Raw genomic sequence first — 15,734 nt, forward strand, 5'->3', positions numbered from 1 at the left:
TGATGCAAACAAAAACTTACACCGAAAGACACATGCTGGGATTAAAAGGAATGAGTGAGCCGGAGTTGGCTTCCATTCTGGATAGAGCGGCTTATTGGGAGCAGTTCCCGCAGAAGGTTAGCCAGCAGCTGCCTGGAAAATTTGTCGCCAATATGTTCTTCGAGAACAGTACGCGCACCCGGTTTTCTTTTGAAGTGGCAGAAAAAAGATTGGGCATGGAAGTGTTGAACTTCACAGCAGCTGCATCCAGTGTGCAAAAGGGAGAATCGATTTACGACACGGTCAAAACGTTGGAATCGATGGGGATTGACGCTGGAGTCATCCGGCTAAAGCCAAACGGGATACTGGAGGAGCTGTCACAGCATGTGCGGATTCCGTTGATCAATGCCGGCGATGGCAACAATGAGCATCCGACTCAGGCTCTGCTCGATCTGTATACGATCCGCAAGCATTTTGGAGCGATTCGCGGCTTAACCGTATCGATCATCGGCGATATTAAGCACAGCCGGGTGGCTCGCTCGAATCTGTGGGCGCTCAGCACGATGGGGGCCAACGTACAGTTCTGCGCCCCGGAAACAATGAGAGCTTCCGAGCTGGAGCCGTACGCTCCATACGTCTCGATGGATAAAGCTATACAGGCGGATGTAGTCATGATGCTCCGTGTACAGCTGGAAAGACATGGGGAAGGAATGCTCGACTCGGCGGAGCAATATCGTGAGCAGTACGGCTTAACCGTAGAACGGGAACAGAAGATGAAGGATCACGCCATAATCATGCATCCGGCTCCGGTTAACCGGAATGTAGAAATTGACGATGAACTGGTAGAGCATCCGCGGTCGAAAATTTTTACCCAAATGAGCCATGGGGTGCCGATCCGAATGGCTGTTGTCGAGCGGGCGGTCTCGTAGGACCAAGCAGTTTGCCGGACTAATAGATAGCCGTACTTGGCAGACAAGATGAATGTACGGCTTGCAAAAATAAAGCATCGGACAGGAGGAGCTTATGGGAACTTGGATTGTTAACGGACAGATCCTGGATGGGGAAAATAACAGAGTGGCCAAAAGCGTTTTTATCGAGAATGGCCGCATTGCCAAGATCGTGGATGGGGAAGTTGCAGTAAAAGATACAGAAGGCCATGAGTTAATAGATGCGGCGGGTCAACTTATCGCACCGGGACTTATAGACATGCATGTTCACCTGCGGGAGCCTGGGTTCGAGCATAAAGAAACGATTGCTACGGGAACCCGTTCAGCGGCCAGGGGAGGGTTTACAACGATTGCCTGTATGCCGAATACCCGTCCCGTTATCGATACTCCTGAAACGGTCAAGTATGTACTAGATAAAGCAGAATCGGAAGGAATCGTCCGGGTGCTTCCTTACGGATGCATAACGGATAATCAACTGGGCCGGGAACTAACGGATTTTGCAGCGTTGAAGGAAGCGGGTGTGTTCGCCTTTACCGACGACGGTGTAGGCGTGCAGAGCGCACAGATGATGAAAGACGCGATGACTAAAGCGGCGGCACTCGGAATGCCGGTTGTAGCTCATTGTGAAGACAATACGCTGGTTGTCGGAGCGGCGGTGACCGAGGGGGCTTTTGCCCGCAAGCATGGGCTTAAAGGAATTCCGAACGAATCGGAAGCGATTCATGTGGGCAGAGATATTTTGCTGGCGGAAGCGACCGGTGTTCACTACCATGTCTGTCATGTCAGCACCGAACAGTCCGTCCGGCTGATCCGCCAAGCGAAACAGCTTGGGATTAAGGTAACGGCGGAAGTTTGCCCCCATCATTTGCTCCTATCGGATGAAGATATCCCGGGAATGGACGCCAATTGGAAAATGAATCCTCCTCTTCGCACTCCGAAAGACGTGAAGGCTTGTATCGAAGGGCTTGAAGACGGAACGATTGATATCGTAGTAACCGATCATGCCCCGCACAGCGAGGAGGAAAAGGCCAAAGGAATGGAGGCGGCACCGTTCGGGATCGTCGGGTTTGAGACGGCTTTTCCGCTCCTTTACACCAAGTTTGTGCTAACCGGTCAATGGACGCTGCAATTTCTTCTGGACCGGATGACGGTCAAGCCGGCGGAAGTGTTTGAACTGGATTGGGGCACACTGAAGGTTGGAGCGGCCGCAGATATCGTATTGATCGATTTGGAGGCAGAGAAGGAAGTGGATCCTTCGGAATTTTTGAGCAAAGGACGCAACACGCCTTTTACAGGCTGGAAGCTCAAGGGCTGGCCGACCCAAACGATGGTGGCGGGGCGAGTGGTCTGGTCTGAGGCCTGATTATATGGCGGTTATTATAATAATAAATCATTGAAAATCAGTATCATACATGGATGATGATAGAGCTTCGGCGGTACTTATGCAGGAGCGGGAATGGAATTCTGTATGCTTGAGTCTATGGCAAGGAAAAGCTTATTAAAGCAATAGCATGGGCACCAAGGAAGAAGCAAAAGGAGTGATAAGGATGCAGGCTAGATTATTACTAGAGGATGGAACTTTGTTTACAGGAAAAGCATTTGGCAGTGAGGGCGAATCGACTGGCGAAGTCGTATTTAATACAGGTATTACAGGCTATCAGGAGGTGCTGTCCGATCCGTCATACTGCGGTCAAATTGTAACGATGACTTACCCGTTGATCGGGAATTACGGAATTACCAGGGATGATTTTGAATTTATTCGCCCCTTCATCCATGGTTTTGTTGTACGCCAGCACGAGGAGGCGCCCAGCAACTGGAGAGCGCAGTATACTTTGGACAGCTTAATGAAGGAGTACGGGATTATCGGGATTAGCGAAGTGGATACGCGGATGCTCACTCGCCTCATTCGACGTCACGGAACGTTAAAAGGGATATTGACGACCTCCGGCAAATCAGTGGAAGAATTGAAGGAGCAGCTGGATGCGATGGTGGTTATGAATGATCAGGTGGACCGGGTTTCGACCAAAAGACGTTACCACCTTCCCGGACCGGGAGAGTCGGTTGTAGTCGTCGACTTCGGGTCCAAGGACGGAATTGCCCGCGATTTGTCGAAGCGCGGCTTCGATGTCATTGTAGTCCCTCATGATACGACAGCTGAGCAGATTCGTCGTATTCACCCCGACGGAATTATTCTCTCCAACGGCCCCGGGAATCCGAAGGATGTTCCCCACGCGATCGAAATGATCCGCTCTCTGTTAGGCGAATATCCGATCTTCGGCATTTGCCTCGGTCATCAATTGTTCGCTCTCGCCTCCGGCGCGGATACGGCCAAAATGAAATTTGGCCATCGGGGAGGAAATCACCCGGTCAAGGACCTGGCAACTAACCGCTGCTATATTACGTCTCAAAATCACGGCTATACGGTTGTTGCAGATTCTTTGAAAGGAACCGAGCTGGAAGTGACCCACATCAACAACAACGATGGGACAGTAGAAGGGATTAAGCATACCAAGTATCCTGCCTTCTCCGTCCAGTACCATCCGGAAGCGGCGCCAGGGCCGTTTGACTCCAGCTATTTATTTGATGATTTCCAATCGATGATTCATCAATTCAAGCAAAGCCTGCCAAACATTCCGCAGCAGTCCAAAATGCTAGCTGCTGCCAAATCTAGAGCCGAAGCGAAAGGAGAATGAGAAGGATGCCTAAAAATAATGAACTCAAAAAAATTCTCGTTATCGGCTCCGGTCCCATTGTCATCGGACAAGCCGCAGAATTTGACTATGCCGGCACTCAAGCTTGCCAAGCATTGAAAGAGGAAGGCTACGAGGTTGTGCTGATCAACAGCAATCCGGCCACGATCATGACGGACACGAATATGGCAGACAAAGTGTATATTGAACCGATTACACTCGAATTTGTCACCCAAATTATTCGGCAAGAACGTCCGGACGGATTGCTGCCTACCTTGGGCGGACAAACCGGGCTGAATATGGCGGTGGAGCTGGCTCGTCATGGCATTCTGGAGAAAGAAAATGTGAAGCTGCTCGGGACTCAGTTAACCGCCATTGAGAAGGCGGAGGACCGCGATTTATTCCGCGATCTGATGAGAGAGCTGGAGCAGCCGGTTCCGGAAAGTACGATCGTGACGACCGTAGAGGAAGCGGTCGATTTTGCCGAGGAGATCGGTTATCCGATCATTGTTCGTCCGGCATATACGCTAGGAGGCACAGGAGGCGGGATTGTTTCGGATAAGGAAGAGCTGATCGAAACGGTTCAATCGGGAATCCGCTACAGTCCGATCGGCCAATGTCTGATCGAAAAAAGCATCGCCGGCATGAAGGAAATTGAATACGAAGTGATGCGTGACAGCAACGACAACTGCATCGTAGTCTGCAACATGGAAAACTTCGATCCGGTAGGTGTTCATACAGGGGACAGCATCGTCGTTGCCCCAAGCCAGACATTATCTGACCGCGAATACCAAATGCTGCGTTCCGCATCTTTGAAAATCATCAGAGCTCTTAATATAGAAGGCGGATGTAATGTACAGTTTGCTCTAGATCCTCAGAGCTATCAATATTATGTCATTGAAGTGAATCCCCGGGTCAGCCGTTCCTCGGCGCTGGCATCCAAGGCGACGGGTTACCCGATTGCGAAGATGGCCGCCAAAATCGCGATTGGCTACACGCTGGATGAGATTGTCAATCCGGTTACCGGCCAGACCTACGCTTGTTTTGAACCAACGATCGACTATGTCGTCTCCAAAATCCCCCGCTGGCCGTTCGATAAATTTACAGCGGCTAACCGGAAGCTCGGAACGCAGATGAAAGCGACCGGCGAAGTGATGGCCATCGGCCGCACCTTTGAAGAATCGATTCATAAAGCGATTCGCTCCCTTGAAATCGGGGCTCACCGTCTTTATTTGAAGGAAGCCGAATTAATTGACGGAGAAAGATTGGAAGAGCGGCTCATTAAACCAGACGATGAACGCATTTTCTTGATCGCCGAAGCTTTCCGCAGAGACTATACCGTTGAGAAAATTCACGATTTAACGCAGATTGACTGGTGGTTCCTGAGCAAGCTGGAAGGACTGATCCGCTTCGAGCACCAGCTGCAGCAGCCTGAATTAACGGCTGAGACTTTGTTGGAGGCGAAGAGGAAAGGCTTCACGGATCGGGCGATTGCGGAGATTCGTCGATCGGCGAATGTCCAGTTCGATAACACGCTGGAAGCCGAGGTGCGCGCTTACCGGTTGGGCAAGGGCATCAAGCCGGTCTACAAAATGGTAGACACCTGCGCCGCAGAGTTCGAAGCGACGTCCCCTTATTATTACTCGACCTATGAAGTGGAGGACGAGGTCCAGGAATCGAAGAAAGAAAACGTCATTGTGCTTGGCTCCGGTCCGATTCGGATCGGGCAGGGGATTGAATTTGACTACTCGACGGTGCACGCCGTATGGGCGATCCAGGAGGCGGGCTACGAGGCCGTCATTATTAACAACAATCCGGAGACGGTTTCTACCGACTTTAATACCTCTGACCGACTGTATTTTGAACCGCTCTTCTTCGAGGATGTCATGAATGTCATCGAGAGGGAGAAGCCGATCGGCGTCATCGTTCAGTTCGGCGGCCAAACTGCTATCAATCTGGCTGCACCGTTGGCTAAAGCCGGTGTCCAAATTTTAGGAACCGACCTGGAAAATATCGATGCAGCCGAGGATCGCAAAAAATTCGAAGCACTGCTCCGCAAGCTGGAGGTTGCCCAACCGCCGGGAGGAACCGTCACTTCCGTAGACGAAGCGGTCGGCACGGCTGCCCAATTCGGTTATCCGGTTCTTGTCCGCCCTTCCTACGTACTTGGAGGCCGGGCGATGGAAATCGTATATTCCGATGCGGAATTGTTGAACTACATGGAATATGCCGTCAAGATCAATCCGGAGCATCCGGTGCTTATTGACCGGTATATGCTCGGCAAGGAAGTGGAAGTTGACGCCATCTGCGATAAGGAGACCGTCCTTATTCCCGGAATTATGGAGCACGTAGAAAGGGCTGGTGTTCACTCGGGGGATTCGATCGCAGTATACCCTCCTCAATCGTTGTCCGACAATATCAAGCAACAGATTGTGGAAATTACGACGAAAATTGCTAAAGGGCTCGAAGTGGTCGGCCTTGTCAACATCCAGTTTGTTATCTATCAAGAGCAGGTATACGTCATTGAAGTGAATCCTCGTTCTTCACGTACCGTGCCTTTCTTGAGCAAAGTGACCAATATTCCGATGGCAAATGTTGCGACCCAATTAATTATGGGGAAAAAGCTGGCCGAGATTGGATACAAAGGCGGGTTATGGCCCGAGGATAACCATGTATCGGTCAAGGTGCCTGTCTTCTCCTTCGCCAAGCTGAGAAGAGTGGATACGACACTCGGTCCGGAGATGAAATCGACCGGCGAAGTGATGGGCCGCGACGTAAGCTATGCCAAAGCGTTGTTTAAAGGATTGATTGGCTCGGGTATGAAAATTCCGATGACCGGCTCAGTCATTGCGACAGTCGCGGATAAAGATAAGGAAGAAGCGATTGAAATTTTGCGCGGCTTCTCTCAGATGGGCTATAAGATTGTGGCGACCGGAGGCACCGCCAAAGCTCTGCAGGCAGCGGGTCTGCAAGTGAATACGGTGAAGAAGCTGAGCGAAGGCTCGCCTAACATTCTGGATCTGATTCGCCAAGGGGAAGCCCACTTTGTGGTGAATACTCTCACGAAAGGGAAGACTCCCGAGCGGGATGGATTCCGCATCCGCCGTGAAGCGGTAGAGAACGGAATTGTATGTATGACCTCTCTGGATACGGTCCGAGCTTTGCTGCGCATGCTGGAGAAGATCAATTTCTCCTCCCGTCCGATGCCAGTTTCGCAAACTACGTTACCCTAAGGAGGATTAGTCTGTGAGCTTAAGGACGAATGTTGCAAGCAAAATTATGGTGGCCCTTGACTACCCGGATGAAAGGGAAGCCGCTCAATTGCTGCAAAGCTTGCAAGGAATTCCTTGCTATATGAAAGTAGGCATGCAGCTGTTCTATTCGGCGGGACCGCAATTTGTTGCCGGATTGAAAGAGCAAGGGTATAAGGTGTTTCTTGATCTGAAGCTCCACGACATCCCTAATACCGTTAAAGGCGCGGCTGCAAGCATTGCCCGCCTTGGCGTGGACATGTTCAACGTTCACGCCGCGGGAGGCGTGCGGATGATGGAGGCCGCTCTGGAAGGCGTGGATCGAGCTTCTGGAGCAAGTCCCGTCGTCATCGGCGTCACTCAATTGACGAGTACGGATGAGCGAATGCTGCAGGAGGAAATCGGGATCCACGGAACGATTGAAGAGACCGTTGTCCGTTATGCCCGCCTTGCCGGTCAGGCCGGCCTGCACGGGGTCGTGGCATCCCCTCGGGAGGTCGGGAGAATAAAGGAAGCGCTGGGCAGCTCCTTTATTACCGTGACCCCGGGGATACGGCCTCAAGGCTCGGAGATCGGAGATCAAGCGAGAGTGATGACTCCGGCGGAGGCCTTCAGAGAGGGCACAGACTATGTCGTCATCGGCCGCCCGATAACGGCTCAAGCCGATCCGCGCCAAGCGCTTGAAACTATTATGGAGGAGTTGATTTAGATGAATCTGATCACCCATAACTTGCCTCAGGAAATTGCGGAAGCTTTGCTTCAAATCGGTGCGGTCGCTCTTCGGCCCCACGAGCCATTCACCTGGACGTCGGGAATCCGCTCGCCTATTTATTGCGATAATCGGCTGATCATGTCTTATCCATCTATTCGCAATAAAGTAGCCGAAGGATTCGCCGCCATCATTCGTGAGCGGTATCCCGAAGCGGAGGTCATTGCCGGAACGGCTACCGGAGGCATCGCTCATGCGGCTTGGGTGGCTGATAGGCTGAACCTACCGATGGTATACGTTCGCGGAAAGGCCAAAGGACACGGCAAGCAGAATCTGGTGGAAGGTGTGCTTAATCCCGGCAGCAAAGTGGTGGTCATCGAGGATTTGATTTCCACCGGCGGCAGCTCGCTCAAAGCAGCTCTGGCCGTTAAAGAGGCAGGGGGCGACATTCTCTCCGTGCTTTCGATCTTCACTTACCAATTTGATCAGGCGAAAGAAGCTTTTGGAGAGCAGCAGATCGTCATCGAATCGCTGTCTGATTACACCGCTCTGCTGGAAACCGCTGTTCGGCTAGGCCAAATTGAAGAGCAAGATATCGCTCTTCTACAGTCATGGAGAAAGAATCCGCAATCGTTTGGCAATAATTAATTTATAATTAAAGCGGCACGTAGAGAAAAAGCAATAAGCCTGTTCAGTCCTTGGGGGATTGAACAGGCTTATTGGGCTGCTCACAGAATTGGAGCCGCATTACGAAAGTGTCAAGGGAATTAACTCCATATCCATTGCCCCTGGAGATTAATGGTCATGCATAGATAAGCCGATTATTCCTATATGGTTAATAGAGTTATAGCATAGTGATTGGGTCTATTCATCTATTTTAGAACTTATTTGCTGCCGGAGGCATTTTATAAACTAAGCTAATAATAGTGGTCTACTCTTGAGAAAGATCTTGACCGATGGAGCATTGGCAATGCCAGCCGAGGCGTTAGGGCGCAGATACGTATCGAAGCAAGGCCAGGGAAGAGGCCCGTAGGGCGCCTGTCTCCCTGCACAGCCGAAGCGGTGTAAGGACCTGCCTGAGGCTGCTAATCTAAGTGCAGGGAAATTACCTGGGACAATTATTTCTGAAGCAGGAAGGTTTGGTATACGGTCCAGGCTTGATTTTCTGTCTGATAAAGTAAATGAAATCGATCCACTAGAAATTCCAGGTTAACTTCTACGAGACGGACACTGGAAAGCACGTCGTGGAACTCTTCGGTTCCCAGATTCTGACCAATCGTTAAATGAGGATTATAACGATAAGCTTTTTGCGGTTCTTCCAGCAATCCTTGACATATCTCGGTATGACAGCGAATGAAGGGTTCGGGATCTTCCAGAGCTAAATAAATGACATTGCTTACTGGAAGGAAGGATGAAAATCGGTTGAGCTTAGCTGTGAAGGCAGGCAACCGGTTAGCGGCCGCATCGAGCTGAGACACCGCTTCTTCCAGCTTGCTTTCATCCCATACTTCCGCTTCCCTAATCGTGAAGTGAGGCTGGATCAGACGGTAATGCGGGTCATACCTTTTGCGGTAGCTGTTGGCAAAATCTTGGACATCCTTTGGGGGAAACACTGCAATTCCGTATTTCATGGAAAATCCTCCTCTCATCACTTGCAATTATTTTCTACCTATTATAACGTATTCTTAATTATCTTAACACTGAAAGCCGCCCTCCGCCAAGATTAATAATATTAAGAAAAAAGGTGATCTTATGATTCGCAAAGTACACAGCAATGAAGTTAGAAGCGCCGTTATGCAGAAGCTTGAGGAGCGCGGAGTTCCCATTGAAGAAATAGCTAAGATTGTATATGAGATGCAGGCCCCTTATAATAAAGGACTGACTCTTGAAGACTGTATCGATAGCGTTCAGGCTGTATTAAAAAAGAGAGAAGTACAGCATGCGCTTTTAGTGGGCATTGAACTGGATGTGCTGGCTGAGCAAAAGCAGTTATCCGAACCTCTGCAGTCTTTGGTTGAAACGGATGAGGGACTGTTTGGCTGCGATGAGACGTTGGCTCTTGGCTCGGTGCTTGGCTATGGCAGTATTGCCGTAACGACCTTTGGTCATCTCGATAAGCATAAGATAGGAATAATTAAACGGCTGGATACCAAAATCGGCAAAGGTGTTCATACTTTTCTGGATGACCTGGTCGCTAGCATCGCTGCATCGGCTTCCAGCCGCATAGCTCATAGACTGAGAGATTTGGAGGAACAGGAAGAAGAGTTGGCGAGCCGTAAGGAAGCAACTCGCGAAGAAAATGCAAGCTGATTGAAATGAATTCTTTGAATCCATAATTCCCCTGCCCTGCTGAAACAAATGATTACAAACGGGTTATGCTAGTAGTAATAAAGCTGATGGAAGCAGGACGGGGGGATTGGATATGAAGTGGGTCTACTGGTCCAAGCTGTATGAGAGCAAATTTCAAGCGGGCTGCCTGGCCAAAAGGATGGAGGAGGATTGGTGGGTGTACGGATATGAATGCCCGCAGATCGTTGAAGTATATCGTTCCAAGAAAGGCCGATTTGGCGTGCGCTATATTTTATAAAAATAATTTATAATTTTCCACTTGACACTAGTAGTGTTCATGGTGTATATTTATTTTTGTCGCTGATTACAAGTCGAGCTTATCATTAACGCGGGGTGGAGCAGCCCGGTAGCTCGTCGGGCTCATAACCCGAAGGTCGCAGGTTCAAATCCTGCCCCCGCAACCAAACCTAATTTAAAATTTCCGGGCCTTTAGCTCAGTTGGTTAGAGCGGTCGGCTCATAACCGATTGGTCGGGGGTTCGAGTCCCTCAGGGCCCACCATGAACGTGATGCTGATCAATATGCCGGGGTGGCGGAATTGGCAGACGCACAGGACTTAAAATCCTGCGATAGGTTCCTATCGTACCGGTTCAAGTCCGGTCCTCGGCACCATCTAATGCGTTGTACATTCCGAAGGCAGCACGTCAACAGGAAACTCCAGGTTTTCTCGTATAAGAGAAGCTTAGGGAGTTTTTTTATTATCAGGAACTATAATAAAGAAGCATGGGGAAAGCATTTAGTTGCGGAAGTGTAGCTTGGAGTTTACACGATATGAATGTTTTAAGAAGGAATGAATGCAATCATACAGTCGATCGGCGACTTTTACTCTCATCAAGACGAATCTACTGCAAATGTACAGTAGATCCGTCCATTTAGGCCCGAAAAGCAATGAATCTGACGATTTGACTGCAGAATTGCAGCCAATGGATTGAAAATAAGCGGATTGCGGTCAAAACGACTGTACAAATGCAGTCGATTGTCAGTTGGGCGCCCGACCTGCGACATGGCACCCAACACAATCCCCCATAGTTTACTTTACTTCTGCCCACCTTCATAAGATGACACAGGCGAGTATCCCGACCTGGCGTTTTGCCGGGGAGCGGTATTTTTTTGACTGTCTACAACATTATCCAATCCACATACATTCAACCAATATACAGTTCATTATGGCTCAGCGAAAGTTGATTATGGTTCGAACGATAGACTTAGGCTGTACATTACTCAGCTGGCAGGCTATCCGTACCGCTATACGCTGGGGTGGATTGACCGTTCGAACTAGAATCACCGGAGCCGGAAGCGCTCGAAGAACTGGAATTGGAAGTGGACGCATTCGGATTCGGCTGCAGGACGATGGTATATTTACTGTCTACATAGGTTTCAGCTTTAGCTTCTGTAATAACCTGAGGATACATTTGGTCCGGATCAGGCTCGTGAAGGGAATAATAGACGATGGCCTCGTCTTCCTTGAACTCAATCCGATCAATCGACACACGGTATCCGGGATTCCCTTTCATCCCCCACGAAACAATAGCTTTGTTAACCTCTTCCGTTACTTTCTCCGTAATCAGTTCCACCTCTTGGTCTTGAACCGGAGGGACCGGGTTAAGATCTTTATTTTCGTCCACAAATCGTATCGCTTCGTAGATCATGCTGCTTGCTTCCGAGCGGGTAATGTTGTCCTTGGGACGAAAGTTGCCGTTATCGTCTGTGCTGGCGATTTTGGCGATCAATAGACGTTGGATGCTGCTCATGTAGTTTTTGTCCACTTGATCTTCATCATTAAGAATCATATAAATATCGATGAAGTAGTACTCGCCTGTCAGCTCGATTGCTTTAAACAAAAGCTCGGCAAATTGTTCCCGGGTTAACATCACACTAGGATCTACGTCCTTGTCCAAAGGCAGCCCGTTCAATTGGGCGATCAGGAATGATTGGGCATACCATGCATCGTCCGGGATATGATTGAAATAATCGCTCGCCTTCGGTTCTTTAATAAACTTCAGATGGCCTAGGTTCAGATCCATCGCTTTAACAATTAAATGAACACCTTGTGCGTAGCTCATGTGGCCTTGCGGAGAAAACTCCTGCTCATTAATTCCGCTAACAATCCCCTTTTCCTGCAGGGCACGAATTTTAACTTCCGCCGGATCGTTGGAAATATCCGTAAAAGCTGATGCCGCTGGGGCGATAATCAAAACAAACATCATGAGAAAACAAAGGGTGACACTCCATTTTTTGTTCATATTCTCTCCTCCTCATTTCTTTAGACGGGCATTATTTGGAAAAGGTTGCAATTTTTTTTTTTAAGGGAAAGAAAGTCGGATTGCCCCTTGCTGTCTATTCGTCTTATACTATATAAATTGAACTGATGATTGAATAGCTCATGAAGTGGAGAAAGAAAGATGCTTCCAGGGCGAGTTTTGGCTTTGTATTCCTACCATCCGAAGGCCGAACCAATAAAATAAGGAAGGATGGGTTGGATCGGGGTCCCCGAAAAGTATCTGGAATTGCTTCGAAGCCCATCTTCACTTTTTGGGGAAGGAGGTTGATGTTTGAAGCTTCGGAGGACTTTCCTTCGGAACGGAATGAGAGCTATTCTTTAGTTCAACATATATAGTAGGATAAGCTTTGTCAAAACTGGGGCAAAATTAAAATCCATTAAGGAGGGATTTGCATGTCTATATCCATTGAATGGGAGATGTCTGCCGGCCGGATGCTTCGAGGCGATTACTATCCGTCTGAACTGGATTCAGCAGGCACCCTGGTCGTCTGCCATGGCTTCAAAGGGTTTAAAGATTGGGGGTTTTTCCCTTACATTGGTCATCAGTTGTCCCAAAAACTCGATGTCCTTATTTTTAACTTTTCCCATAACGGTGTGGGAGAATCGGCAACCGATTTTACCGAATTGGATAAATTCGCGCGCAACACGTATTCCCGTGAATTGGAGGACTTGGATTTTGCTATCTGTTCCCTTCGCTCAGGGGCCATCCCGTGCGAGAAACAGCCGAAAATAGATCCGCTTTATATACTCGGACATAGTCGAGGGGCCGGAGTGGCCTTGATCTATGCTATGGACCATCCGGAAGAGGCGGCAGGTGTAATCAGTTGGAACGGGATTACGGATCCGGATATTTTCGACACCGATGTCAAGGAACAGATGATGTCTAATGGTATAGGGTATATCGTCAACGCCCGTACTCACCAAAAAATGCCTTTGGCGAAAGAGATATTGGACGATTTGCAAGCTCAAGCTGACCGATATAATATTGTTGACCGCGCCCGAGATGCCCGCTTTCCGATAGTTCTTATTCAAGGGACAGAGGACCATTCACGATTGGTGGAAGGCTCCAGGAGGCTTATTGCCGCCCGTCCGGATATGGAGTGGATCAGGATTGAGGGAGGTAATCATTCGTTCAATGCGGTTCACCCGTTTCAAGGGGCTCCGGCACCTTTGCAGGAAGCGGTTCGGGTGACGGAAGACTGGATCATGAAGCAAATGTCCAGCCAACCGTCTTGAAAATCTTGGTATGTGAATAAATCTCAAGGGCGCAGCGGAGTCTGCGCTTTTCATTGTTTTTATTTACAACACGGCTTATACTAAAAGATGAAAATGTATAAACTATATTTATGGATTTTATATTTGGTATAAAGGTGGATTATACTATGGTGGAAAATATGGAATGGTATCGCGCCTTTTATTTTACGGCGGTCACCGGAAGCTTATCTAAAGCAGCGGAGGAGCTTTTTATTACCCAGCCGGCCGTCAGTTATTCAATCAAGCAATTAGAGACCCGCTTGGGCGGCCGTCTGTTCTTTCGAACCCCTAAAGGCGTCAAGCTGACAGCGGAGGGGGCGGTTTTGTTCCAATATATCGAGCAGGCCTATCATTTTGTAACAGCAGGGGAAAAACAGATTGCCGCCATGCATCATTTATTAACCGGGGAAATCAGGATCGGCGCGAGCGATACGCTGTGTAAGCATTACTTGATGCCTTATGTAGAAGCTTTCCACCAGAACCATCCGGATATTAAAATTAAAGTGACGAACCGGACGTCCCAAGAGTCGATCGAGCTGCTCAAGAGAGGCAAGGTTGATTTGGCTGTCGTGAACTTGCCTCTGGAGGACAAGCAGGTAACGATTCGCGAAAGCTTGGAGCTGCAAGACTGTTTTGTAGCTGGTCCTGCATATCGGGAGTTAGCGGACAGAGGGCCGATTTCGTTGGAAACACTGCTGTCTCAGCCGTTAATTTTATTGGAGCAGGGAAGCAGCACTCGCCGCTACTTCGATCGATATGTGGAAGCGAAGGGACTCGAGGTGCAACCGGAGATCGAGCTTGGCAGCATCGACCTGATGACTCAGTTTGCTCGGATCGGGCTGGGGATAGCCTGTGTCATTCGTAATTTTGTGGAAGAAGAGCTGAGTGGGGGAGCGCTGCTGGAAATCCGGCTGGAACCCGGGATTCCGCCAAGATCCATCGGAATTGCCGTCCTTAAAGAGGTTCCTCTATCCTCTGCCGCCCAAACATTCGTCGACATGCTTCCTCTGAGTTAATCTCGCCACAGCGTGATAGGTTTGAGCGGAAAATGTCATGGCGAGGAAAAGGCACAAATGAAACAGAGTGGACGGGAAGTGGAAGGATAGGCAGAATGAGGAAAGGCCACAAACAGGAGGGAGCATGGCTCTTCGTTCATGGCCTGGTCTTTGTTTTTATTCACCGTTCCGCTAGACTTCTCTTCGTTGTTCACCTTCCACGGTCACCGTCACTATCCAATCCTTTTCAAAGTTACGATCTATGCTTCACTTTATCTACCGAGAAAATCGCTAACACTATAGTCAGTATGACATAAGTCCAAAATCCATGAATGTTAAATCCTGCCAAGTAATGATCCAGCAGCCACAGCTTGATGGGAGTCAGCACCAAGGAAGCGAGCAGCAGGACAGGAGTCGTGAGACACCCGACACCGACGGCAATTGAGGCCACCGAGAAAATCATCAACAAAGTAAAAAGATAGCCGATAATAAACATCAATATCGCCGCAAAGATCAAAGTTTTGGTATCTGCTATGGAGATATATTCATGAAAATATTCATTTCCGACCCAAAACACAGCAAGGGTCACGAGTAAATTAACCAGATGTCTCATACGGATCCACCTCCTTTTTCACTTTCAACAATTTCCACTATAAACAAAAATAGTGTCCAAGACAATGGGTGAAGCTAGCGTTTTATTTCGAAGATATATTGAATATCTGGATCAAGTCAGTTTTCTTGAAAAGCGCATAAATAGACATTTCTTTTTGGTCGGACAGCCTAGTCAGCACCACCCACCTTGCAGCGCCCCAACGAGCGTTGCATATTAGAGTAGAGCGGATTTTATCCGCCAGGGGAGATTAAAGTGCATAAATACCTCTATTATTCAATCCATTAGAGCCTGTTGAAAAAGCAAAAGACCCCTTGATATTCAAGGGGTCTTCGATATGACCTGAGAGGGGATCGAACCCACGACCTCTACCCTGTCAAGATAGCGCTCTCCCAGCTGAGCTATCAGGTCTCAATATTGTGGCGACAAGTTATATAATACCAAGTGGGAAGGGAGATGTCAACCTATTTTTACGCCATTTTCTACGCAAGTTTGGAGGAAAGGGGAAAAAGATTGGCAGAGCGGCGAAAAAAGTGACGAGTACCTGCAAAAATGGAGCGACCAAGCCTAGGTCGAGTGAGGTAGTAGGTGTGAACCCTGCTTGGAAAGGCGCCAACCACGCCACCAATAACGAGTCTTGGAGCGGACATGGTAACAGGTCCGTTTAAGC

The 15,734-nt window shown here is 48.9% G+C and carries 14 protein-coding genes and 4 tRNA genes; 13 read left to right on the forward strand and 5 right to left on the reverse strand.

What is annotated here, in order from left to right; genetic code table 11:
• Window positions 1-2: 2 nt before the first annotated feature.
• The 6 genes from KJS69_RS27770 to pyrE all read left to right on the forward strand — a co-directional run bounded on the left by KJS69_RS27770 (window position 3) and on the right by pyrE (window position 8,224).
• A complete protein-coding gene (locus KJS69_RS27770) occupies window positions 3-908 on the forward strand; it encodes an aspartate carbamoyltransferase catalytic subunit (RefSeq protein ID WP_213587287.1) in 906 nt (301 codons plus the stop codon).
• Window positions 909-1,002: 94 nt separating this feature from the next.
• Window positions 1,003-2,289, forward strand: coding sequence for a dihydroorotase (locus KJS69_RS27775; protein WP_213587257.1), 1,287 nt, complete (start codon window positions 1,003-1,005; stop codon window positions 2,287-2,289).
• Window positions 2,290-2,473: 184 nt separating this feature from the next.
• Window positions 2,474-3,619 carry a glutamine-hydrolyzing carbamoyl-phosphate synthase small subunit gene (carA, locus tag KJS69_RS27780; RefSeq protein ID WP_213587259.1) on the forward strand — a complete coding sequence of 382 codons (1,146 nt, stop codon included), beginning with the start codon at window positions 2,474-2,476 and terminating at the stop codon, window positions 3,617-3,619.
• Window positions 3,620-3,624: 5 nt separating this feature from the next.
• Complete coding sequence (gene carB, locus KJS69_RS27785; protein WP_213587261.1) at window positions 3,625-6,849, forward strand: carbamoyl-phosphate synthase large subunit; 3,225 nt, start codon at window positions 3,625-3,627, stop codon at window positions 6,847-6,849.
• Between the two features lie 46 nt (window positions 6,850-6,895).
• Window positions 6,896-7,576, forward strand: coding sequence for an orotidine-5'-phosphate decarboxylase (pyrF, locus tag KJS69_RS27790; protein WP_213587291.1), 681 nt, complete (start codon window positions 6,896-6,898; stop codon window positions 7,574-7,576).
• Window positions 7,577-8,224, forward strand: coding sequence for an orotate phosphoribosyltransferase (pyrE, locus tag KJS69_RS27795; protein WP_283777491.1), 648 nt, complete (start codon window positions 7,577-7,579; stop codon window positions 8,222-8,224).
• Window positions 8,225-8,694: 470 nt separating this feature from the next.
• Here pyrE and KJS69_RS27800 read toward each other — a convergent pair whose 3' ends face one another.
• A complete protein-coding gene (locus KJS69_RS27800) occupies window positions 8,695-9,207 on the reverse strand; it encodes a 2'-5' RNA ligase family protein (protein WP_213587263.1) in 513 nt (170 codons plus the stop codon).
• 121 nt (window positions 9,208-9,328) lie between these two features.
• Between KJS69_RS27800 and KJS69_RS27805 the strand changes: the two genes are divergently transcribed.
• The 5 genes from KJS69_RS27805 (at window position 9,329) to KJS69_RS27825 (ending at window position 10,536) form a co-directional block, all read left to right on the forward strand.
• A complete protein-coding gene (locus KJS69_RS27805) occupies window positions 9,329-9,886 on the forward strand; it encodes a phosphatidylglycerophosphatase A family protein (protein ID WP_213587265.1) in 558 nt (185 codons plus the stop codon).
• A 112-nt stretch (window positions 9,887-9,998) separates the two neighbouring features.
• Window positions 9,999-10,163 (forward strand): hypothetical protein, encoded by a 165-nt coding sequence (locus KJS69_RS27810; protein ID WP_213587267.1) that lies wholly within the window; start codon window positions 9,999-10,001, stop codon window positions 10,161-10,163.
• Window positions 10,164-10,252: 89 nt separating this feature from the next.
• Window positions 10,253-10,329, forward strand: a tRNA-Met gene (locus KJS69_RS27815).
• A 19-nt stretch (window positions 10,330-10,348) separates the two neighbouring features.
• Window positions 10,349-10,425, forward strand: a tRNA-Ile gene (locus KJS69_RS27820).
• A 22-nt stretch (window positions 10,426-10,447) separates the two neighbouring features.
• Window positions 10,448-10,536, forward strand: a tRNA-Leu gene (locus KJS69_RS27825).
• 605 nt (window positions 10,537-11,141) lie between these two features.
• Here KJS69_RS27825 and KJS69_RS27830 read toward each other — a convergent pair.
• The gene (locus tag KJS69_RS27830; RefSeq protein WP_213587269.1) at window positions 11,142-12,167 is read right to left on the reverse strand and encodes an S-layer homology domain-containing protein; all 1,026 of its coding nucleotides are present in this window, start codon (window positions 12,165-12,167) and stop codon (window positions 11,142-11,144) included.
• A 431-nt stretch (window positions 12,168-12,598) separates the two neighbouring features.
• On the opposite strand from KJS69_RS27830, the gene KJS69_RS27835 reads away from it, so the two are divergent.
• On the forward strand, window positions 12,599-13,441 hold the full coding sequence (locus KJS69_RS27835) for an alpha/beta hydrolase family protein (RefSeq protein WP_213587271.1): 843 nt from the start codon (window positions 12,599-12,601) through the stop codon (window positions 13,439-13,441).
• A 146-nt stretch (window positions 13,442-13,587) separates the two neighbouring features.
• Window positions 13,588-14,475, forward strand: a complete 888-nt coding sequence (locus KJS69_RS27840) for a LysR family transcriptional regulator (RefSeq protein WP_213587273.1) — start codon at window positions 13,588-13,590, stop codon at window positions 14,473-14,475.
• A gap of 232 nt (window positions 14,476-14,707) precedes the next feature.
• Here KJS69_RS27840 and KJS69_RS27845 read toward each other — a convergent pair whose 3' ends face one another.
• The 3 genes from KJS69_RS27845 to KJS69_RS27855 form a co-directional block, all read right to left on the reverse strand.
• Complete coding sequence (locus KJS69_RS27845) at window positions 14,708-15,067, reverse strand: phage holin family protein (protein WP_213587275.1); 360 nt, start codon at window positions 15,065-15,067, stop codon at window positions 14,708-14,710.
• Window positions 15,068-15,402: 335 nt separating this feature from the next.
• A tRNA-Val gene (locus KJS69_RS27850) sits at window positions 15,403-15,475 on the reverse strand.
• 71 nt (window positions 15,476-15,546) lie between these two features.
• Window positions 15,547-15,734, reverse strand: a 188-nt coding sequence (locus KJS69_RS27855; protein WP_213587277.1) for a hypothetical protein, incomplete at its 5' end; no start/stop codon positions are given.

The sequence above is a fragment of the Paenibacillus sp. J2TS4 genome, from assembly GCF_018403245.1.
Taxonomy (GTDB): Bacteria; Bacillota; Bacilli; order Paenibacillales; family NBRC-103111; genus Paenibacillus_L.